We start from the raw sequence: 20,626 nt of genomic DNA, 5'->3' as shown, positions 1-20,626 counted from the left end.
GGCAGTCAGCGGTCCGCGGGTAGGAATCGCTGCGGCTTCCACCAATAGGTTTGTAAAGGTTCTTACGCGATAGCCGAGATTGCCAGCGCATCCCGGCCAATTGAGGAGGACACGGTTGTTTGACTTCGGAGCGCTTCCGCCCGAAATCAATTCCGGTCGGCTGTATACGGGTCCGGGGTCGGGGCCGATGATGGCTGCGGCTGCGGGCTGGGATGGGTTGGCGGCGGAGTTGGGTACGGCGGCCAGTGGGTATAGCTCGGTGATTTCGGAGTTGACCAGTGCGCCCTGGATTGGGCCGGCGTCGCAGAAGATGCTTGCTGCGGTGGCGCCGTATGTGAGCTGGCTGGGGGTGATGGCAGCGCAGTCAGAGCAGACCGCCGGTCAGGCGCGGGCGGCTGCGGCTGCTTTCGAGGCGGCGTTCATGATGACGGTGCCGCCGCCGGTGATCGCGGCCAATCGGGTGTTGTTGATGAACCTGATCGCGACCAATTTTTTTGGGCAGAACACCCCGGCGATCGCGGCGACCGAGGCCCAGTACATGGAGATGTGGGCCCAGGATGCCGGTGCCATGTATGGCTATGCCGCGGCTTCGGCGGTGGCCATGGAGGTGGAGCCGTTCACCTCGCCGCCGCAAACCACGACCCCGGACGGGGTGGCCGATCAGGCCGCCGCGGTGACCCAAGCGACGTCTCAGCCGGCCACCAATTCCGCGCAGGCCGCGACATCCGGGACAACGCAGCTGGCCTCGTCCACTGTGGCGGCGCCGCAGGCGGCGCAGCAGGTTTCGACAGCGGCGGCGGCGGCCAATCCGGCTGCGGCCACCGCGACGGATCCGCCGTGGTGGGCGAGTTGGTTCACCATTCCGACCCCGACTAACCCGATGGGGCTTAGCCCCGGCTTCTACACGTTCTTCAAGAACGTCGCGGGTTTCCCCTATTTCGGGGTGGGGCAGGGCAGCTTTGGTTACTCGATCCAACAGCAGACGACGTTCGGTTTGGGTGCCACCGCCGGTGCTCAGGGTGCGTGGTATCCGACCCCGCAGTTCTCGGGCCTGGCGGCCCTGGGCGGTGGCCATCCCGGCGGCGTCGCGGCAGCCCATGTCGCCTCGTCGATCAAGGTCGGCGGATTGTCGGTGCCCTCCAGCTGGGGCGGGGCGGCACCTGCGGCGCTCGAGGAACAGGCCATTCAGGCCACGACCGTGAACTACCTCGCCGGTTCTGGCGCCGGGCCCGCCAACAACGGCATCCTGCAGGGCATGCCGATGACCGGCGCAGGACGGCGCGGCGCCGCGGGCTTCACCCACAAATACGGCTTCAAACGAAACGTCCTCGTCCGACCACCATCCGCCGGATAACGCCATATGAATTTGAATTTCGACGAATAGAAGTGTCTGCCAGATGAACAGCAGTTGTCCGGGCCTAAACAGTTTGCAGCGTGGCACGACCGGGGCCTGCGATCGAACTAACCTCATTACCAACAAAACCCGCCGGTGTACGCGCCGGACGGTTATCGAGAAGGGAATCACATGTCGTTTGTGACAACGCAGCCAGAAGCGTTGGCGGCGGCGGCGGGTACGTTGCGGACCATCGGTACGGCGCTCAGCGCCCAGAATGCTGCAGCCGCGGCACCCACTACGGGTGTGGTACCGGCCGCCGCCGACGAGGTATCGGCGCTAACGGCGGCGCAGTTCGCCGCGCATGCCCAGATGTATCAAGCGGTCAGCACTCAGGCCACCGCGATTCACGAGATGTTCGTCAACACCTTGAGCACAAGCTCGGGGTCGTACGCGCTGACAGAGGCGGCCAACGCGGCCGCGGCGGGCTAAGGGGATCACGATGGTTGATTTTGGTGCGTTGCCGCCGGATGTGAATTCGGCGCGCATGTATGCGGGTGCTGGTTCGACGTCGATGTCGACGGCGGCTTCGGCGTGGCGATCGCTTGCTGCGGAGCTGAATTCGGCCGCGCAGGGCTATGAGAGTGTGATTACGCAGTTGTCTAGCGAGGAGTGGCTGGGGCCGGCCTCGGCCGCGGCGGTCCAGGCGCTGACTCCGTATGTGACGTGGATGCAGACCACGGCCGCGCAGGCCGAGCAAGCGGCGTCACAGCTTGATGCGGCGACGGCGGCGTTTGAGTCCGCGTTTGCTTCGGTGGTGCCGCCGCCGTTGATCGCGCAGAACCGGGCGCTGTTGACCCAGGCGTTGCAAACCAATGTGCTGGGTCAAAACACGAATGTGATCGCCCAGTTGGAGGCGCAATACAGTCAGATGTGGGCGCAGGACGCGAGCACGCTGTACAACTACGCGGCCCAGTCTTCGACGGCGACCAAGGTGACGCCGTTCCAGTCGGCACCGCAGGTGTCTACTCAGGACGCTCAGGCCAAGCAGGGTGCCGCGGTTTCGTCGGCGTCGGGCACCGGGGCGGGCAACGCCGCGCAAACGACGGCGAGCGCGATCCAGCAGACGCCCAAGACGCTGGCGGCCGCGGCAACGCCGGCGGCGGCCGCAACGAGTGCCACCGATCCGTTCTCCGAGGGGTGGTTCTTGCTGACTGGGCAGACCATCTTGCCCAGTAGCTTGGCGACGTTCGTCAACGGCCTGAGCCCGTTCGCTGGTTTCGCCTATAACGTCGAGGGTCTGCCGTACTTCAGTGTTGGTATGGGTAACAGTGGTGTGCAGATCGCCAAAAGTACCGGGGCTTTGGGGGGTGCGGCCGCTAGTGCTGCTGCTGCTGCCCCGAAGGGGTTGGCCGGTTTGGGCGGAATGCTCGGTGGTGGCCACGCGGCGCCGGCGGTGGCGGCCGGTCTGGGTAATGCGGCCTCGGTCGGCCGGCTGTCGGTGCCGGCCGTTTGGTCGGGGGCGGCCCCGGCGCTCAGCCATGCGGCGGCGGTGCCGGTCAGCGCCATCAGCGCGGCCCCCGAAGCCGCCGGTTCGGGCAACCTGCTCGGCGGTATGCCACTGGCCGGCATGGGTGGCTCCCAAGGCTTCGGCGCCTCGGGACCCCGCTACGGCTTCAAACCCACCGTCATGGCCCGCCCACCCTTCGCCGGGTAGGCACTCGATTCACTGCGAATGCGCGCATGACGGCCGCGCGGTCGTCATGCGTGCATTTCGTTTGTCCTGATCCGGTGGCATCGGCCGGGTCTGGTTGAGCTCGTTTCGCGGCCGGGTGACACCCCGCCGGAGAGCGGAGCGACGCGGGTGTTATCCGCGAGCGGATTTTTATCCGGCCCTGGGGTTTTCACCGCCGCCGAGTCACCCGGAACACTCGCGATCGGCAACCGTCGACGGCCGGTGCCGTCAGGCATTCCCGCAGGTGATCATCCGGATTCGCGGCGGCATGGCCCGCTGATGACTTCTTGTACTCCCGTCGGATAACCACTCGCGTGGTGGCGCTGTCGTGCGCTCGGTCGAATCGCGTGGCGGCAGTGGGGGACCGCGACGCCTTAACGTCACAACCGAGCAATTTCGGTCAGGGTCATCGACTAATTCCACCGCGAGGAACACATGCCGTTCGAGCCGGGCGCTTCGTAGACCATGGACTACGGTGCCGTACCGCCAGAGATCACCTCGGCCCTTATCTATACGGGTCCGGGGTCGGGGCCGATGATGGCTGCGGCTACGGGCTGGGATGGGTTGGCGGCGGAATTGGGTACGGCGGCTAGTGGCTATGGTTCGGTGATTTCGGAGTTGACCGGTGCGCCGTGGATTGGGCCGGCGTCGCAGAAGATGCTTGCTGCGGTCGTGCCGTATGTGAGTTGGTTGGGTGTGGTTGCCGCGCAGGCCGAGCAGACGGCCGGTCAGGCGCGGGCGGCGGCGGCTGCTTTTGAGGCGGCGTTCATGATGACGGTGCCGCCGCCGGTGATTGCGGCCAATCGGGTGTTGTTGGCGAATCTGATCGCGACCAATTTTTTCGGGCAGAACACCCCGGCGATCGCGGTGACCGAGGCGCAGTACATGGAGATGTGGGCCCAGGATGCCGGTGCCATGTATGGCTACGCGGCGTCCTCGGCGGCTGCCTCTGCCGTGGAACCGTTCGAGTCGGCGCCTCAAACCACCACCCCGGACGGAGTGGCCGACCAAGCCGCCGCGGTGACCCAAGCGACCTCCCAGACGGCGGGCCAATCCGGCCAGACGGCAGCGTCCGCCACCACGCAGGCGGCTTCCAGCACGACCGTTCCTCAAGCGCTGCAGCAACTTTCGACATCGGCCGCGGCGGCCGATCCGTCGGCCACCGCGACGGATCCGCCGTGGTGGGCGGGGTGGTTCACCATTCCTACCCCGACCAACCCGATGGGGCTCAGCACCAACTTTTACCCGTTCTTCAAGAACCTCGCCGGCTTCCCCTACTTCGGGGTGGGGCAGGGCAGCTTTGGTTACTCGATCCAGCAGCAGACGACGTTCGGTTTGGGTGCCACCGCCGGTGCCCAGGGTGCGTGGTACCCGACCCCACAGTTCACCGGCCTGGCTGCGTTGGGCGGCGGCCACCCCGGCGGGGTCGCGGCAGCCCATGTGGCCTCGTCGATCAAGGTTGGTGGGTTGTCGGTGCCCTCGACCTGGGGCGGCGCGGCACCGGCGGCGCTCGAGGAACAGGCCATCCAGGCCACCACCGTCAACTACCTCGCCGGGTCCGGCGCCGGACCCGCCAACAACGGCGTCCTGCAGGGCATGCCGATGACCGGCGCAGGACGGCGCGGCGCGGCGGGCTTCACCCACAAATACGGCTTCAAACGAAACGTACTTGTCCGACCACCATCCGCCGGATGACAGCGCCGAACGCCCGGTCCGCCGATTTCGCGGCGCAGGGGCCCACTGACACTTATCCGGCCACACTTGGCCGTAGTCGCCGACGGGACCGCGCCGCCGTGACCTCGAGGATCACGTCGACCGTGGGTGTCCTTGCAATTCAAGTAGCGTCTCTCGGTAGCCAAAGCTCGTCTTCGGGATGCCGGCCAACCGCGATCTCATTCCAGAATTATTCAGTTCTTCCAGCGTTAAGGAGGCCATGGCATGTCGTTGGTTGATTTTGGTGCGTTGCCGCCGGATGTGAATTCGGCGCGCATGTATGCGGGTGCTGGTTCGACGTCGATGTCGACGGCGGCTTCGGCGTGGCGATCGCTTGCTGCGGAGCTGAATTCGGCCGCGCAGGGCTATGAGAGTGTGATTACGCAGTTGTCTAGCGAGGAGTGGCTGGGGCCGGCCTCGGCCGCGGCGGTCCAGGCGCTGACTCCGTATGTGACGTGGATGCAGACCACGGCCGCGCAGGCCGAGCAAGCGGCGTCACAGCTTGATGCGGCGACGGCGGCGTTTGAGTCCGCGTTTGCTTCGGTGGTGCCGCCGCCGTTGATCGCGCAGAACCGGGCGCTGTTGACCCAGGCGTTGCAAACCAATGTGCTGGGTCAAAACACGAATGTGATCGCCCAGTTGGAGGCGCAATACAGTCAGATGTGGGCGCAGGACGCGAGCACGCTGTACAACTACGCGGCCCAGTCTTCGACGGCGACCAAGGTGACGCCGTTCCAGTCGGCACCGCAGGTGTCTACTCAGGACGCTCAGGCCAAGCAGGGTGCCGCGGTTTCGTCGGCGTCGGGCACCGGGGCGGGCAACGCCGCGCAAACGACGGCGAGCGCGATCCAGCAGACGCCCAAGACGCTGGCGGCCGCGGCAACGCCGGCGGCGGCCGCAACGAGTGCCACCGATCCGTTCTCCGAGGGGTGGTTCTTGCTGACTGGGCAGACCATCTTGCCCAGTAGCTTGGCGACGTTCGTCAACGGCCTGAGCCCGTTCGCTGGTTTCGCCTATAACGTCGAGGGTCTGCCGTACTTCAGTGTTGGTATGGGTAACAGTGGTGTGCAGATCGCCAAAAGTACCGGGGCTTTGGGGGGTGCGGCCGCTAGTGCTGCTGCTGCTGCCCCGAAGGGGTTGGCCGGTTTGGGCGGAATGCTCGGTGGTGGCCACGCGGCGCCGGCGGTGGCGGCCGGTCTGGGTAATGCGGCCTCGGTCGGCCGGCTGTCGGTGCCGGCCGTTTGGTCGGGGGCGGCCCCGGCGCTCAGCCATGCGGCGGCGGTGCCGGTCAGCGCCATCAGCGCGGCCCCCGAAGCCGCCGGTTCGGGCAACCTGCTCGGCGGTATGCCACTGGCCGGCATGGGTGGCTCCCAAGGCTTCGGCGCCTCGGGCCCCCGCTACGGCTTCAAACCCACCGTCATGGCCCGCCCACCCTTCGCCGGCTAACGACCCACCAGGTCACCCGGACGGCACGCGAGCTACGGCACAGTGTTCTCCCTGACGCTCAACCGAGTTGCCAGTAAGCGCTGGCCAGCAGGCCTGGGGGCATCGGCGACGTTGCTGAGATCCGGGCAAGTTCGCCGCTACGAGATTTTTACCGCGCCAGCTATCGCCCTAACCCCGGCAACGCGCCTGCCAGCAGGCTCTCGACAACCACGGAGGTCGGACTGTGTCAGTACTGTGATCTCGCTGCTCAGAGCCCCCAAAAGGGCCAAAACGCTGTTACTGTGTCGTTACTAAAAGTGAATTCGCCGTACCGTTCCGTGAACAATTGCGAACGGGCGGTCTTCGGACCAGGCTTTACGGAACACGGTCATCTACTCTCATGCAGAGAGTTTGGGGATTATGGAGGAGGAACAATATGTCGTTCGTGACGACACAGCCGGAGGCTTTGGCCGCGGCAGCCGGAACCCTGCAGGGTATCGGGTCTGCTCTTAGCGCCCAAAACGCGGCTGCGGCGGCCCCGACGACCGGGGTGGTGCCAGCCGCTGCCGACGAGGTGTCAGCGCTCACCGCAGCTCAGTTCGCTGCGCACGCGCAGATGTACCAGGCGGTCAGCGCGCAGGCGACAGCGATTCACGAGCAGTTCGTGAACACGTTGTCGACCAGTTCTGGCTCGTATGCCGCGACCGAGGCCGCCAACGCCGCCGCCGCCGGCTGACCGGTTCGGTCATTGGAGGCTAAGGACGTCCACACCGAAGTGGGCGCAAGGCCAGCCGCCCAGCGATTGGGTAGCCGTTTCACTGAGCAGACGGTCCCGAGGGGGCTGGCTACGGGGGAATCATCCTTAGGTAACCGGTCCGGCAGTCGCGTCAACACTCGCAACTGACTGACCGATCACTGTCCATCAGAACAGAATCTCGAGTAGCAAGTAGAAGGAGAAAGGCAACATGGCAACACGTTTTATGACTGATCCGCACGCGATGCGTGCGATGGCGGGCCGTTTTGAGATGCACGCGCAGACGGTGTCGGATGAGGCTCGCAAGATGTGGTCGTCGTCGATGAACATCGCCGGCGCTGGCTGGAGTGGTCAGGCTCAGGCCACGTCGTACGACACCATGGGTCAGATGAACCAGGCGTTCAACAACATTGTCAACATGCTCCACGGCGTGCGTGACGGCTTGATCCGTGACGCCAACAACTACGAGACGCAAGAGCAGGCCTCGCAGCAGACCCTCAGCCACTAGCCGTAATAGCTACGGCTGCGGAAACTTCAGACTTTAGGAGACAACGCTATGAGCATCAATTACCAGTTCGGAGATGTGGACGCGCACGGTGCGCTGATCCGCGCGCAGGCGGCTTCGCTGGAGGCCGAGCACCAGGCCATCGTTCGCGATGTGCTTGCCGCCGGAGACTTTTGGGGCGGCGCCGGTTCGGTGTCTTGCCAGGAGTTCATCACCCAGTTGGGTCGTAACTTCCAGGTGATCTACGAGCAGGCCAACTCCCACGGGCAGAAGGTGCAAAGTGCGGGCAACAACATGGCCAGCACCGACAGCGCCGTCGGGTCCAGCTGGGCCTGACGCCTAAGACTTCAGGCGCGGCGGCACACCGACTGCTCGGTGTGCTGCCGCGTCCTGCGGTTACCGTGCACTACGACCTTCTGAGGTACTGATGGACCAACAGAGCACTCGCACCGACATCACCGTGAACGTCGACGGCTTCTGGATGCTCCAGGCGCTCCTGGACATTCGACACGTCGCTCCGGAGCTGCGGTGCCGGCCCTACGTATCTACCGACAGCAGTGACTGGCTGAACGACCACCCCGGCATGGCGGTCATGCGTGAGCAGGGCATTGTCGTCGGCGACGAGGTCAATGAAGAAGTGGCGGCGCGGATGCGGGTGCTCTCCGCGCCAGACCTGGAAGTCATCGCGCTGCTGTCGCGGGGCAAGCTGCTCTACGGCATCGTCGATGACGAAAGCCAGCCCCCGGGTTCGCGCGATATCCCCGACAACGAGTTCCGGGTGGTGCTGGCCCGACGCGGCCAGCACTGGGTATCGGCGGTTCGGGTCGGCGCCGACATCACCGTCGACGACGTCGCCGTCGCGGACAGCGCGTCGATCGCGGCGCTCGTGCTCGACGGCCTGGAATCGATCCACCACGCGGAGCCCGCGGCCATCAACGCGGTCAACGTGCCGCTCGACGACATGCTGGAAGCCACCAAGTCCTGGCAGGAGTCCGGCTTCAACGTGTTCTCCGGCGGAGACCTGCGGCGGATGGGCATCAGCGCCGCCACGGTCGCCGCGCTGGGGCAGGCACTTTCGGACCCGGCCGCAGAGGTTGCTGTGTATGCGCGCCAGTACCGGGACGACGCGAAGGGCCCCAGCGCCTCGGTGCTTTCGCTGAAGGATGGCTCGGGCGGCCGGATTGCGCTTTATCAACAGGCGCGGACCGCGGGTTCGGGGGAGGCCTGGTTGGCGATCTGTCCGGCGACCCCGCAGTTGGTGCAAGTCGGCGTCAAGACCGTGCTGGACACACTGCCTTATGGCGAGTGGAAGACCCACAGCAGGGTGTGACGAGACTTTCAAATGTTAAGGCTTGTAACGGTTTTGAACTCGGCGTGCGACCAAGCCGCGAAGGCGTCATACTTCTCTAATAATCAGTAGCAAATATGAAAGTAAGTGTCACCGGAATCACCAACCGCGAGGCAGGGCAAATGGAATTGAAAAAGGTCGGACTGCTACTTACCGGCACCTCGGTGAGTAGATCAACAGAGCCCTCCGCGCGACTGGTAACCCGGGGTCACACGTTCACCACGACAGGGGGTGCAGCCCGATGACTGCGGTAGCTGACGCGCCACAGGCTGATATTGAGGGAATCTCACAGCCGCGGGCAGTCGTAGTTGGCATCATGGCCGGTGAGGGTGTCCAGATCGGCGTTCTGTTGGACGCCAACGCCCCGGTGTCGGTGATGACCGACCCGCTGCTGAAGGTGATCAACAGCCGGCTGCGCGAGCTCGGCGAGACTCCGCTGGAGGCGACGGGTCGCGGCAAGTGGGCGTTGTGCCTGGTCGACGGCTCGCCGTTGCGGGCCACCCAATCGCTGACCGAGCAGGAAGTCCTCGACGGCGACCGCTTGTGGATCCGGTTCGTCGCCGACACCGAAAAGCGCTCGCAGGTCATCGAGCACATTTCCACCGCGGTATCGCAGAACCTCAGCAAGCGCTTCGCCGCGATCGACCCGGTCGTCGCGGTGCAGGTCGGCGCCTCGATGGTGGCTGCCGGTGTGGTTGTCGCATCGTTGTTGCTGGGCTGGTGGCGCTGGCACCACAACTCGTGGCTGACAACGATCTACGCCGCGGTCATCGCCGCGATTGTGCTGGGCATTTCGACGATGCTGCTGATGCGCGCTCAAACGCAGGCCGATCGGCGCGTCGCCGACCTCATGCTGGTGAGCAGCCTTGCGCCGTTGGCGATCGGCGCGGCCGCGGCGCCACCCGGAGGTGTCGGGTCGCCACATGCGGTATTGGGCTTCGGTGTCCTCACCATTTCCTCGATAATTGCCCTCCGGTTCACCGGACGCCGGCTAGGCCTGTACACCGCGCTCATCACCGTCGGTGCGGTGGCCACGATTGCGTCCCTCGCGCGGATGGTCGCCTTGACCAGCGCGGTGACGATGCTGACGACCGTCGTACTGGTCTGCGTGATCGGTTACCAGTGCGCACCGGCGCTGTCCCGCCGGCTGTCCGGCATCCGGTTGCCGGTCTTCCCGTCGGCCACCAGCCGCTGGGTCTTTGAGGCCCGGCCCGACCTGCCCACCACCGTGGTGCGCGGTGCCGCCGGCCCGCCGGTGCTCGAAGGCCCCGCTTCGGTGCGCGACGTGCTGTTGCAAGCCGAACGTGCCCGGTCGTTCCTGTCGGGCCTGCTGATCGGTTTCGGCGTGTTGATGGTGGTCTCGTTGGCGGGGCTGTCGGATCCGCACACCGGGCAACGCTGGCTGCCGCTCCTGCTGGCCGGCTTCAGCGCCGGGTTCCTGATGCTGCGCGGCCGCTCGTATGTGGATCGCTTGCAGGCGATCACACTGGCCGGGACGTCCGTGTTGATCATCGGGACGGTCGTGGTGCGGTACGCGCTGGAGTTGCAGTCGCCGCTGTCGGTGTCGGTCTGCGCGGGGATCCTGGTGCTGCTGCCTGCGGCGGGCCTGGTGTCCGCGGCGGTCGTGCCGAACAGCATCTACAGCCCGCTGTTCCGCAAGTTTGTGGAATGGATTGAGTACGTCTGCCTGATGCCGATCTTCCCGCTGGCGTTGTGGTTGATGAATGTCTATGCAGCGATCCGGTACCGGTAACGGCAAGGTGTGGCGTAATCGCGCATCCCGTGCGGCTATCGCCGCGCTCTTGCTCACGTCGGGTTCACTAGCCGGCTTGCCGCCCGCCTACGCCATATCGCCGCCGACGATCGATCCGGCGGCGGTGCCGCCGGACGGTCCGCCGGGGCCACCGGCGCCGATGAAGCAGAACTCCTACTGCACCGAGGTCGGGGTGCTGCCCGGGACCGATTTCAAGCTGCAGCCGAAGTACATGGACATGCTGAATCTGCAGGAGGCATGGCAGTTCGGCCGCGGCGCCGGGATCAAGGTTGCCGTCATCGACACCGGTGTGAGTCCGCACCCCAGGTTTCCGCATCTGATTCCCGGCGGGGACTACATCATGGGTGGTGACGGGCTGTCGGATTGCGATGCCCACGGCACCATCGTGGCGTCGATGATCGGCGCGGCGCCGGCAAACGGCGCGCCACCGCCGCCGGCGGGACCGCGCAAGCCGGTGACGATTCCCACCACGGAGGCACCGCCGAAAGCGCCGCCGCCGCAGACCGTGACGCTGTCGCCGTTGCCGCAGACGGTGACAATGGTGCCGGCACCGCCGCCTCAAGAGAATGCGCCTCCGTGGATGCCGCAGGCCCCTGCGTCACAGTCGCAGCAGGCCCCGGCCGGCCCCGAGGCTCCCGCCCCGCCTGGCGCTCCCGCGGCTCCTGGTGCCCCGGCGGTTCCTGCCGCTCCAGCTGCGCCTGCCGCTCCAGCTGCTCCGGGGGCGCCCGGCCCGGGTAACTCGGGAGCCGCTAATTACGGCGGAGGGACGGTGACGATCCCCAGCTACGCCGGTGGCGGGCAGATGGTTCATGTCGGTAATCCGCGCCCGCTGGCGCCGACACCGACGCCCGCACCACCACCACCTCCGCCGCCACCGCCGCCACCGCCCGGGCACGCGGGGCCCGACGCTTACAGCGGCATTGCTCCCGATGTCGACATCATCTCGATCCGGCAGTCCAGCCAGGCCTTCGGCCTCAAGGACGCCTATACCGGCGATGAGGACCCGCAGACCTCGGCAAAGATCTCCGGCGTCGACACGATGGCTCGCGCAATCGTGCACGCCGCCAACATGGGCGCCTCGGTGATCAACATCTCCGACGTGACCTGCATGAGTGCGCGCAACATCATCGACCAGCGCGCACTGGGAGCGGCAGTCCGGTATGCGGCGGTCGACAAGAACGTCGTGATCGTGGCCGCCGCCGGCGACACCAGCAAGAAGGACTGCAAGCAGAATCCGATCTTCGATCCGCTGAAGCCCAAAGACCCGCGCGACTGGAACGCCGTCACCACCGTGGTGACACCCTCCTGGTTCAGCGATTACGTCTTGACGGTCGGCGCGGTGGATTCGGAAGGTCACGCGCAGACCCAGGGCAGTCAGGGGCAGGGCCCGTCGAGCGTCGCCGGTCCCTGGGTCGGGATCGCCGCACCCGGAAGCGACGTCATCGGGCTCTCGCCCCGGGACGACGGCCTGATCAACGCGATTGACGGGCCGGACAATTCGCTGCTGGTCCCCAGCGGCACCAGCTTCTCGGCCGCGATCGTGTCCGGGGTGGCGGCGCTGGTCCGCGCCAAGTACCCCCAGCTGTCCGCATATCAAGTGATCAACCGGCTGGAGCGCTCCGCCAGGGCACCTGCCCGCGGAGTCGATAACCAGCTCGGTTACGGCGTCGTCGACCCGGTCGCCGCACTGACCTGGGACATCCCCGACGGGCCGCTGAAGCCGCCACAGCAGTTGTCGATACCGTTGAACGTGCCCAAACCGCCCCCACACCGCGACATGCTGCCGGTGTGGGTGGCAGCCGGGGGATTGACCGGGGCACTCTTGATAGGCGGCGCAGTATTTGGTATCGCGACGTTGATGAAGCGCCGCAGGCAGCAACAATAAGGGCGGAGCAGCAAAAGCAATGAAGGCTCAGCGCAGGTTCGGGTTGTCTTTGTCGTGGGCGCGAGTCACGGTGGTGTTCTTGGTCGTCGTCGCGATCCTCTTGATCGCCAGTCACTGCCCCGACTCGTGGCAGGGCACCCACCACATCGCGTGGTGGGTAGGGGTCGGCATCTCGGCGATCATCACGCTGCTGTCGCTGGTCACCCATCATGGCCTCACCGTGACGTCCGGCTTGGCCGGATGGCTCTGGGACTGGTCCGCCGACCCGGGCACCACGCTGGCTGCGGGGTGCACACCCGCGATTGACTACCAGCGCCGATTCGGACGCGACAAGGTCGGGGTGCGCGAGTACGACGGTCGCCTGGTCACCGTGATCGCGCTGGACGGCGAGGACGAGGCGGGGTTGCGGCACCGTCATCGGAGTGCGTCGCCGGCCAGCGTCGTGGTGCGCTCGGTCGCCGCTGGACTTCGCCAGTTCGACGTGCATCTCGACGGCATCGACATCGTTTCGGTGCAGATGCGCCGCGGGGGCAATGCCGCCGAGTTGTCCAAGCTCGACAAGCTGGGTCCCGAAGAGTGGGGGCTGGTGAGCGAGCAGCCCGCCTCTTACGTGCGCCGCACCTGGCTGGTGCTGCGGATGAACCCGCAGTCCAACGTCGCCGCCGTTGCGGCCCGCGATTCGTTGGCTTCCACGCTTGTCGCGGCCACCGAGCGGCTGGTCCAGGATCTCGACGCACCCGGGTGTACACCCCGGCCGTTGACCGCCGAGGAGATCGCCGAGGTCGACAGCGCGGTGCTGGCCGACCTGGAGCCGACCTGGAGCCGGCCCGGCTGGCGCTACCTCAAGCACTTCAACGGGTTCGCGACCAGCTTCTGGTTGACGCCGTCGGACATCACCACCGAGACGCTGGAGGAGCTGTGGCTGCCCGATGCCGAGGCGACGGTGGTGACCGTCCAGCTCACGGCTGACGACGGCCGCCCCGAGGTGTCGGGCTGGGTTCGCTATCACAGCGATAGCAGGTTGCCCAGGGGAGTTTCGTCGGGACTCAACCGGCTGACCGGCCGCCAGCTGGCCGCGGTGCGCGCCAGCCTGCCCGCTCCGACGACGCGCCCGTTGCTGGTCGTACCCACCCGGGGGCTGCTCGAGGACGACGATTTAGTGCTTCAGGTGGGCCAGGTGCGGGAGGGCGCTGAGCGCTTGCTCGCGGAGCAATGAGCCGCCCGCAATCAGTGGCGGAGGACGCCCGCAACGCAATGATCGCCGGTCTGCTGGCGTCGGGAATCTCCGTCAACGGACTGCAGCCCAGCCATAACTTGCAGGTGGCGCTGCGGATGTTCACCACGGCCAGCTCGATTGACCCGGCGATGTGCGACGCATGGCTCGCGCGACTGCTGGCGGGTGACCAGAGCATCGAGGTGCTTTCCGGAGCCTGGGCGGCGGTCAGCACATTCGGATGGGAAACCCGTCGGCTCGGCGTCACGGAATTGCAGTTTCATCCCGACGTCTCCGACGGGTTGTTTCTGAAGCTGGCGGTCATCAGCGTCGAGTCGCTCGCCTGTGCCTACGCCGCGGTGCTCGCCGAGGCGAAGCGCTACGAGGAAGCCGAGAAGCTGCTCGATGGAGTCGAGCCCCGCCAACCGATCGATCAAGAGCTCATCGACTACGTGCGAGGCATTCTGTACTTCCGCACCGGACGATGGCCGGACGTGCTCAGCCGATTCCCCGAGGGGAAGACCTGGCGTAACCCCGAACTGAAGGCCGCCGGCGCGGCGATGGCGACCACGGCTTTGGCGTCGCTCGGGGTCTTCGAAGAGGCGGTACGGCGCAGCCAGGACGCGATCGAGGCAGATCGGGTGCCGGGCGCGGCCAACGTCGCCCTGTACACCCAAGGCATGTGCCTGCGGCACCTCGGTCGCGAGGAAGAAGCCGTCGAGGTTCTGCGCCGGGTCTATTCGCGCGATCCCAAGTTCACCCCGGCTCGCGAAGCCCTGGACAACCCCAACTACCAGCTGGTGCTGACCGACCCCGAAACCATCGAGGCTCGAACGGACCCGTGGGACCCGGACAGCGCGCCGACCCGGGAGGAGACGGAGGCCGCTCGCCACGCCGAGGAGGCCGCGAAATACCTGGCCGAAGGCGACGCGGAGCTCAACGCGATGTTGGGCATGGAAAAAGCCAAACGGGAAATCAAACTCATCAAGTCCACGACCAAGGTGAATCTGGCCCGCGCCAAGATGGGGCTCCCGGTGCCGGTGACGTCACGCCACACCTTGTTGCTCGGTCCCCCCGGGACCGGTAAGACGTCGGTGGCGCGAGCTTTCAGCAAGCAGCTGTGCGGATTGACGGTGCTGCGCAAGCCGCTCGTGGTGGAAACCAGCCGCACCAAGCTGCTGGGCCGGTTCATGGCCGACGCGGAGAAGAACACCGAGGAGATGCTCGAGGACGCGCTGGGTGGGGCGGTGTTCTTCGACGAGATGCACACGTTGCACGAAAAGGGCTATCAAACCGGCGACCCTTACGGCAACGCGATCATCAATACCTTGCTGCTGTACATGGAGAATCATCGCGACGACCTGGTGGTCTTCGGCGCCGGCTACGCCAAGGCGATGGACAAGATGCTCGAGGTGAATCAGGGTCTGCGACGACGGTTTTCGACCGTGATCGAGTTCTTCAGTTACACGCCGGACGAGTTGGTCGCACTGACCCGTTTGATGGGCCAAGAGAACGACGACGTCATCACCGAGGAATCCGCCCAGGACCTGTTGCCGTCGTACACCAGGTTCTACCTCGACGAGAGCTACTCCGAAGAGGGGGATCTGATTCGCGGTATCGATACGCTCGGCAATGCCGGCTTCGTGCGAAATGTGGTGGAGAAGGCCCGCGACCACCGGAGTTTCCGTCTCGACGACGACGACCTCGACGCGGTACTGGCCAGCGACACCACCGAATTCAGCGAGCTGCAAATGCTCCGATTCAGGGAGCTGAGCGGCGAAGATCTCCTCGCGGGTCTCAGCGCCGCAGTCGCCGAGAAGAAGTCGGACTAGCGAACTCCCGCTCAGCGGTAGTAGCACTGCCGCAGGAATCCTTAATGGCATCGGCATGGCGACCGAGTGAATTGTTGCAAACCGCTCGCAGCTAACTTGACTCGTCCTGTATTGAGTGCCACGATGGCGGGTGCAAGCACCTCGTTAGGTGAGGCTTCCATTACGGATATAGGCCACTGACCTCAAACGTCGAAAGACGCCCAGGGTCAGGACAGCTCTTCCCGGCTTAAGGGTTGAGCCCAAGTGGCTTCTGGCTCAAGTCAGATACGCAGTGTGGTGCCGAAGCTCTTATGAGAGGGGTGCCGGATCCGGCGAATCAGCCGGATGCGCCTCACCCCTTCGTGCAGAATGAAGGCATCTCGGTGTGCCCAGACCTTGAGGAGGTGAGAGCGAAATTAGTCCCGGTGATAGTCCCTATTCTCGATCGATGATGTTTCGTTCGAGCCGACTCTGGCGTTGCTTTTGCCTAGCGGCCGCACCGAGCCAACTGCCCACGTTGCGGAATCGGTGTATGTCCTAGCTGAGGTCGCGCCCCCCCGGCTCACCCTTATCTACAAGGAGAACTCCGATGACCTCTGTCAACGTGGTGACCAACGCCGGATCGCATGCGGCCACCGAGGCAGCCAACGCAGCCGCTACCTGTTAGCGCCTAGGGGGAACCATGCTGGATTTTGCGGCGTTACCGCCGGAAGTCAACTCGGCCAGAATGTATTCTGGCCCCGGATCTGGGCCATTGCTGGCAGCTGCTACCGCATGGACCACGCTGGCCGCCGAAATGCGTTCGGCGGCAACCGCTTACGATTCGGTGATCAGGGAGCTGATCAGCGCGGGCTGGTACGGCCCGTCGTCGGCGTCGATGCTGGCCGCGGCTTCACCGTATCTGGCCTGGCTGAACACCACTGCCGCTCAGGCTGAGCAGACCGGCATGCAAGCCAACGCGGCCGCGTCGGCGTTTGAGGCCGCTTATGCCATGACGGTGCCGCCGCCGGTCGTCGCGGCTAACCGCACGTTGCTGGCAAACCTGGTGGCCACCAACATTTTTGGGCAGAACACTCCGGCGATCGCGGCCACCGACGCCGAATACGCGGAGATGTGGGCTCAGGATGCCGGAGCGATGAGCGGCTATGCCACCGCGTCGAACTCCGCGGCGCAGATCACGCCGTTCACCTCGCCGCAGACGAACACCACCCCCGACGCGGTGGCCGGGCAAAATGAGGCCGTCAACCAGGCGGCGAGCACGGCCGCCGGAAATACTCAGTCGTTGTTGTCGAGTAGCAACGTCTCGGCGAATAACGCGAATCTTGCTGCCGCGCCCCAAGCATCGCTCTACGACTATCTAACGCAATTCTTCGGCAACACCAACAACACGGCCGCGGGCCAATTCTTGAGCAGTAACTTCTTCAGCAACAATATCGTCAACGGCTCGATTGCCGGCGGCCCGTTCAACCCGCAGTCCATTATTCAATCGGTAAACGGCGTCATGGGCGCACAGCACGCCACCACACTGGGGGGTCTAGGGGACTTCGCCGCCGATGCGGACGGCCTGATGACTGCCGACCTAGCTTCTAGCACGGTTGGGTCAACCGGCCTCGGCGGCACGACTGCCGGGGTAGGCCAGGCGCATCTGGTGGGGTCGATGTCGGTTCCGCAGAGCTGGACCAACGCCGCCACGATCAACCCGGCGCAATCGGCGGTGCAGGCCACTGGCGTCACTGGTCTCACCGACACGGGGGCAGCCCCGGCCGCGGGCGGGCCGGGGGGCGTTGCGGGGCCGCTGGGCGGCACGGGCAGGCGGCTACGCCGCGCAATTCCCAAGTACGGGTTCCGGCCCGTCGTCATGCCACGTCCACCGGCCGCCGGTTAAGAGAGTTCAGGAGAAGATGTCATGCTGAACTTTGGGGCATTACCGCCAGAAGTCAACTCCGCCAAAATGTATGCCGGCGCCGGATCGGGATCATTGCTTGCCGCCGCGGCCGCATGGAACACAATGGCTGCTGAACTACGTTCCGCGGCAATAAATTACGACGCGGTGATCACCTCGCTGGTCAGCGAGGGCTGGCTGGGTCCGTCATCGGCGAAGATGGCCGCAGCGATCACACCGTATCTGGATTGGCTGGAGACCACGGCCACCCAGGCCGAGCAGGCCGGCGCTCAAGCCAACGCGGCCGCGGCCGCGTACGAGGCCGCGTTTGCCGCCACAGTGCCCCCGCCGGTGGTCGCGGCCAACCGCACTCTGCAGGCAAACCTGGTGGCCAGCAACATCTTCGGCCAGAACACGGGGGCGATTGCGGCCACCGAGGCCCAATACGGCGAGATGTGGGCTCAAGACGCCTCCGCGATGACGAGTTACACCACCGCCTCGCGCGCCGCGACCCAAATGACGCTGTTTACTCAACCGCAGTCCGACACCAGCACAGACGGAACGGGGCAGCAAGCCAACGCAGTTTCCCAAGCGTTGAACGCCGCACCGCTCGCCGCACCGGCCGCCGGTTCGGGGTACGACATATTTGCGCCGGGCTCGGGTTCTGAGACCACCGGACTTGCCGGGTTGCTGAACACTTTCAGCAATTCAAACCCGAACCTGCTTGGGGCCTTCCTCAACAACAACAGTGTCTCCGGCTTATTCAACGGGTTCACCACCAACGGAATTATGAACCCGACGACATTCGTCGATGGGCAGGTGGCGTCCAACTCCATAGGCGCCTTCAACGCAGTCGACTCAAGCACGTCGGGACTGGGAGTTCTGGGCGCCGGGCTCGGGGGTGCCGCGTCGCTGGCATCGGTGACTGCGCCCGGCGCGGCAGCGGCGGCGGGGGTGGGACAGGCGAGCCTGGTGGGGGCCTTGTCGGTCCCACCGTCTTGGGGGGCCACCGGAGCAACGGTCAGCACAGTGGCGGCAACGACTCAGGTTGGCGCGGGTGCATATCACAGCTTCGGCGCCGCCACCCCAATGGTGATGGAAGAGGCGGGAGGCGCCGGCATGCCCGGGATGCCCATGGCCGGGATTCCTGCTGGTGGGCATCAGGACGAGTTCGCTGACCCGATATACGGCTTCCGCCCGCGTGTCATCGGGCGACCGCCCGCCGCCGGGTAGTCACCGCCATGAAAGTCCTCCCGCTTCTGGCAAGCGTCGTCGCCTCAGTCGGCCTGGCCATACCAGCACATGCCGACTCGGATGACGATGCCTTCCTCGCGGCGCTCACCAAAGCGGGTATCAGCTATCAGAACCCGGACCGCGCGATTAAGGCGGGCCAAAAGGTGTGCGACTTGGCCAACTCGGGGATCGCACAGCTCGACATCATCAGGGACGTCCACGAGCTCAACCCGGCGTTCACCACGGCGGCCGCTGCGAAGTTCGTCCAGGCGGCCGCCAGCGTTTACTGCCCCGAACGGCTGTCTGTCGACAGTGGCGGCACAAACCCCGCGAGGGGTAGTTAACAACGAGCGCAAGCTCATGGTTGTGTGAGCCCGCCACGGCACTTACTTGGGCCCTCACGCTCACAGCAAACCCTCAGAAGCCAATAAGTCGAGTTGCAGCTGCGCTGCTTACGCTTGGTGAAGTTTAGGGGAGCAAAGTATGACGATTAGCTTGCCACTTGGCGACCTGCACGCACGTTGCACGCGGGCCCGCGCCCACACCGTCTCGCTCGAGGCTGAGCACGGTCCGGTGTTGGCGATTTGCTTGCCGCAGCGGACTTCTGGGGCGCTGCCGGGACGAAGGCGCACCAAGCGGTCATTGACTTCTCGGGTCGCAATTTTCGGAGACATACGGGCGCGCAAATGCCGGCAAGCAAAGGTGCAAAACGGCCGACAGCAAAACAGTAAATACCGCTAGCATCGCTGGTGCTTGCTTGACGTAAAACAAAGACCACGCGATATCGGCGCAAGGCTTTATGCGTTGCTGCGCTGATTCGGCATTTCTGCATTTCTGCGACTACATTCTTTGGCGCTATCCAGAAGGAAGGCCATAGACCTTGTGAGGCACCCAGTAAACAATAGTTTTGAATAGCGGTTAGCACGATGGCAGATTGCGCAGATCTGTCATCATGTTAACCGGATTTTAGATACCACGGGCCGTCGGTGACCCGTCGCTGGATGCTGGATAAATGGCTATCACACAGGTAGTTTACTATTCCATGCGTTAGCTACGTCACAGCCGAGTTCTCACACGAGCATCCGGCGCAGTGACATTTATTTTTTACATTGCGATTACCCATCAGGAACGCGTCGCGAATAAGTTCTGCTCATAATGATCGCTATATTGGGGCCGCAAGTTCGGTCGGGATCGCAGGGGATCCTGAGAAATTCTTGGCCAGGGAGTATAAGGCTGTTGGTTGTCGCTAAACACGTGTATTACACGGTGGATTCAATGTGTTTCATTAGAGCTCGGTGCGTTTGCGGCGACGGTCACGAATCCGCGCCTACCATGGCGGCCAAATGAGGGAGCGGAGGTAAGAAGTGTTGGACTTCGGGGCGTTACCACCGGAGATCAACTCCGGTCGGATGTATGTCGGTGCGGGAGCCGGACCGATGCTGGCCGCCGCCGCAGCCTGGGATGAGTTAGCTGCGGAGCTGCACTCGACGGCGGTGTCGTACGGCTCGACGATCGAAAGCCTGACCGTTGGACCGTGGAGCGGTCCGTCCTCGATCGCGATGGCCGCCGCGGCCGCGCCGTATGTGCAATGGATGAGCGCGACTGGCGCTCAGGCCGAGCTGGCGGCCACCCAGGCCAAGCTCGCCGCGGGCGCCTACGAGGCGGCCTTCGGGGCCACGGTGCCGCCGCCCATCATTGCGGCCAACCGCTCTCTGCTCGCGACATTGATCGCCACCAACCTCTTGGGTCAAAACACCCCCGCGATCGCGGCCACCGAAGCCCACTACATGCAGATGTGGGCGCAGGATGCCGCCGCCATGTACGCCTATGCCGGCTCGTCGGCGACCGCGTCACAGCTGTCGCCGTTCGCGGAGCCACCGCAGACCACCAACGACTCCGGCTCCCAGACACAAGCGGCCGCGGTCGCTCAGTCGAGCACCACGTCGGGGACCAACACCGCGACCCACCTATCGCAACTGGCGACCACGACGGCGCCGGCTGCGCAGACCCTGTCG

General features: G+C 65.1%; 17 protein-coding genes and 1 riboswitch. All 17 genes read left to right on the top strand.

The features are described from left to right. Positions 1 to 115 precede the first annotated feature (115 nt). Entirely contained in the window at positions 116 to 1,354 is a 1,239-nt protein-coding gene (locus ACZY0B_RS20225; protein ID WP_463765990.1) for a PPE family protein, read from the top strand. 171 nt (positions 1,355 to 1,525) lie between these two features. Continuing rightward, positions 1,526 to 1,825 carry a PE family protein gene (locus tag ACZY0B_RS20220; protein WP_463765989.1) on the top strand — a complete coding sequence of 100 codons (300 nt, stop codon included), beginning with the start codon at positions 1,526 to 1,528 and terminating at the stop codon, positions 1,823 to 1,825. Between the two features lie 10 nt (positions 1,826 to 1,835). Beyond that, on the top strand, positions 1,836 to 3,050 hold the full coding sequence (locus ACZY0B_RS20215; protein ID WP_463765988.1) for a PPE family protein: 1,215 nt from the start codon (positions 1,836 to 1,838) through the stop codon (positions 3,048 to 3,050). Between the two features lie 483 nt (positions 3,051 to 3,533). Continuing rightward, entirely contained in the window at positions 3,534 to 4,763 is a 1,230-nt protein-coding gene (locus ACZY0B_RS20210; protein ID WP_463765987.1) for a PPE family protein, read from the top strand. Between the two features lie 243 nt (positions 4,764 to 5,006). Further along, positions 5,007 to 6,227, top strand: a complete 1,221-nt coding sequence (locus ACZY0B_RS20205; RefSeq protein WP_463765986.1) for a PPE family protein — start codon at positions 5,007 to 5,009, stop codon at positions 6,225 to 6,227. 415 nt (positions 6,228 to 6,642) lie between these two features. Then, positions 6,643 to 6,942, top strand: a complete 300-nt coding sequence (locus ACZY0B_RS20200; protein ID WP_085224224.1) for a PE family protein — start codon at positions 6,643 to 6,645, stop codon at positions 6,940 to 6,942. Positions 6,943 to 7,171: 229 nt separating this feature from the next. Continuing rightward, entirely contained in the window at positions 7,172 to 7,468 is a 297-nt protein-coding gene (locus ACZY0B_RS20195; RefSeq protein WP_463762626.1) for a WXG100 family type VII secretion target, read from the top strand. A 48-nt stretch (positions 7,469 to 7,516) separates the two neighbouring features. Next, positions 7,517 to 7,801, top strand: coding sequence for a WXG100 family type VII secretion target (locus tag ACZY0B_RS20190; protein WP_463765985.1), 285 nt, complete (start codon positions 7,517 to 7,519; stop codon positions 7,799 to 7,801). A 91-nt stretch (positions 7,802 to 7,892) separates the two neighbouring features. Beyond that, complete coding sequence (locus ACZY0B_RS20185; protein ID WP_463765984.1) at positions 7,893 to 8,795, top strand: ESX secretion-associated protein EspG; 903 nt, start codon at positions 7,893 to 7,895, stop codon at positions 8,793 to 8,795. A 259-nt stretch (positions 8,796 to 9,054) separates the two neighbouring features. Then, the gene (gene eccD / locus ACZY0B_RS20180) at positions 9,055 to 10,566 is read left to right on the top strand and encodes a type VII secretion integral membrane protein EccD (RefSeq protein ID WP_463765983.1); all 1,512 of its coding nucleotides are present in this window, start codon (positions 9,055 to 9,057) and stop codon (positions 10,564 to 10,566) included. Then, positions 10,544 to 12,472: a S8 family serine peptidase gene (locus ACZY0B_RS20175; RefSeq protein WP_463766031.1), complete on the top strand. Its 1,929-nt coding sequence runs from the start codon at positions 10,544 to 10,546 to the stop codon at positions 12,470 to 12,472. Before eccD ends, ACZY0B_RS20175 begins: the two co-directional genes overlap by 23 nt. A 19-nt stretch (positions 12,473 to 12,491) precedes the next feature. Next, positions 12,492 to 13,688: a type VII secretion protein EccE gene (gene eccE, locus ACZY0B_RS20170; RefSeq protein WP_463765982.1), complete on the top strand. Its 1,197-nt coding sequence runs from the start codon at positions 12,492 to 12,494 to the stop codon at positions 13,686 to 13,688. Next, complete coding sequence (gene eccA / locus ACZY0B_RS20165; protein WP_463765981.1) at positions 13,685 to 15,517, top strand: type VII secretion AAA-ATPase EccA; 1,833 nt, start codon at positions 13,685 to 13,687, stop codon at positions 15,515 to 15,517. Before eccE ends, eccA begins: the two co-directional genes overlap by 4 nt. Before the next feature lie 133 nt (positions 15,518 to 15,650). Continuing rightward, positions 15,651 to 15,823: riboswitch (M-box (ykoK) riboswitch) on the top strand. A gap of 355 nt (positions 15,824 to 16,178) precedes the next feature. Continuing rightward, positions 16,179 to 17,381, top strand: a complete 1,203-nt coding sequence (locus ACZY0B_RS20160) for a PPE family protein (protein WP_463765980.1) — start codon at positions 16,179 to 16,181, stop codon at positions 17,379 to 17,381. 21 nt (positions 17,382 to 17,402) lie between these two features. Then, on the top strand, positions 17,403 to 18,611 hold the full coding sequence (locus tag ACZY0B_RS20155; RefSeq protein WP_463765979.1) for a PPE family protein: 1,209 nt from the start codon (positions 17,403 to 17,405) through the stop codon (positions 18,609 to 18,611). Between the two features lie 8 nt (positions 18,612 to 18,619). Then, positions 18,620 to 18,955: a DUF732 domain-containing protein gene (locus ACZY0B_RS20150; protein ID WP_463765978.1), complete on the top strand. Its 336-nt coding sequence runs from the start codon at positions 18,620 to 18,622 to the stop codon at positions 18,953 to 18,955. Positions 18,956 to 19,975: 1,020 nt separating this feature from the next. Then, positions 19,976 to 20,626 (top strand): PPE family protein (locus tag ACZY0B_RS20145; protein WP_463765977.1); only part of this gene is annotated, 651 nt, incomplete at its 3' end.

It is taken from the genome of Mycobacterium sp. IDUB_19 (genome assembly GCF_055419445.1).
This window is presented reverse-complemented; position numbering and strand designations above follow the sequence as displayed.

Bases quoted from the DNA above. Each gene is read 5' to 3' on its own strand.
- ACZY0B_RS20185 (WP_463765984.1), top strand. From the start codon at position 7,893: ATGGACCAACAGAGCACTCGCACCGACATCACCGTGAACGTCGACGGC.
- ACZY0B_RS20190 (WP_463765985.1), top strand. From the start codon at position 7,517: ATGAGCATCAATTACCAGTTCGGAGATGTGGACGCGCACGGTGCGCTG.
- ACZY0B_RS20200 (WP_085224224.1), top strand. From the start codon at position 6,643: ATGTCGTTCGTGACGACACAGCCGGAGGCTTTGGCCGCGGCAGCCGGA.
- ACZY0B_RS20155 (WP_463765979.1), top strand. From the start codon at position 17,403: ATGCTGAACTTTGGGGCATTACCGCCAGAAGTCAACTCCGCCAAAATG.
- ACZY0B_RS20220 (WP_463765989.1), top strand. From the start codon at position 1,526: ATGTCGTTTGTGACAACGCAGCCAGAAGCGTTGGCGGCGGCGGCGGGT.
- ACZY0B_RS20175 (WP_463766031.1), top strand. From the start codon at position 10,544: ATGCAGCGATCCGGTACCGGTAACGGCAAGGTGTGGCGTAATCGCGCA.
- ACZY0B_RS20210 (WP_463765987.1), top strand. From the start codon at position 3,534: ATGGACTACGGTGCCGTACCGCCAGAGATCACCTCGGCCCTTATCTAT.
- ACZY0B_RS20195 (WP_463762626.1), top strand. From the start codon at position 7,172: ATGGCAACACGTTTTATGACTGATCCGCACGCGATGCGTGCGATGGCG.
- eccD (WP_463765983.1), top strand. From the start codon at position 9,055: ATGACTGCGGTAGCTGACGCGCCACAGGCTGATATTGAGGGAATCTCA.
- ACZY0B_RS20205 (WP_463765986.1), top strand. From the start codon at position 5,007: ATGTCGTTGGTTGATTTTGGTGCGTTGCCGCCGGATGTGAATTCGGCG.
- eccA (WP_463765981.1), top strand. From the start codon at position 13,685: ATGAGCCGCCCGCAATCAGTGGCGGAGGACGCCCGCAACGCAATGATC.
- ACZY0B_RS20215 (WP_463765988.1), top strand. From the start codon at position 1,836: ATGGTTGATTTTGGTGCGTTGCCGCCGGATGTGAATTCGGCGCGCATG.
- ACZY0B_RS20150 (WP_463765978.1), top strand. From the start codon at position 18,620: ATGAAAGTCCTCCCGCTTCTGGCAAGCGTCGTCGCCTCAGTCGGCCTG.
- ACZY0B_RS20160 (WP_463765980.1), top strand. From the start codon at position 16,179: ATGCTGGATTTTGCGGCGTTACCGCCGGAAGTCAACTCGGCCAGAATG.
- eccE (WP_463765982.1), top strand. From the start codon at position 12,492: ATGAAGGCTCAGCGCAGGTTCGGGTTGTCTTTGTCGTGGGCGCGAGTC.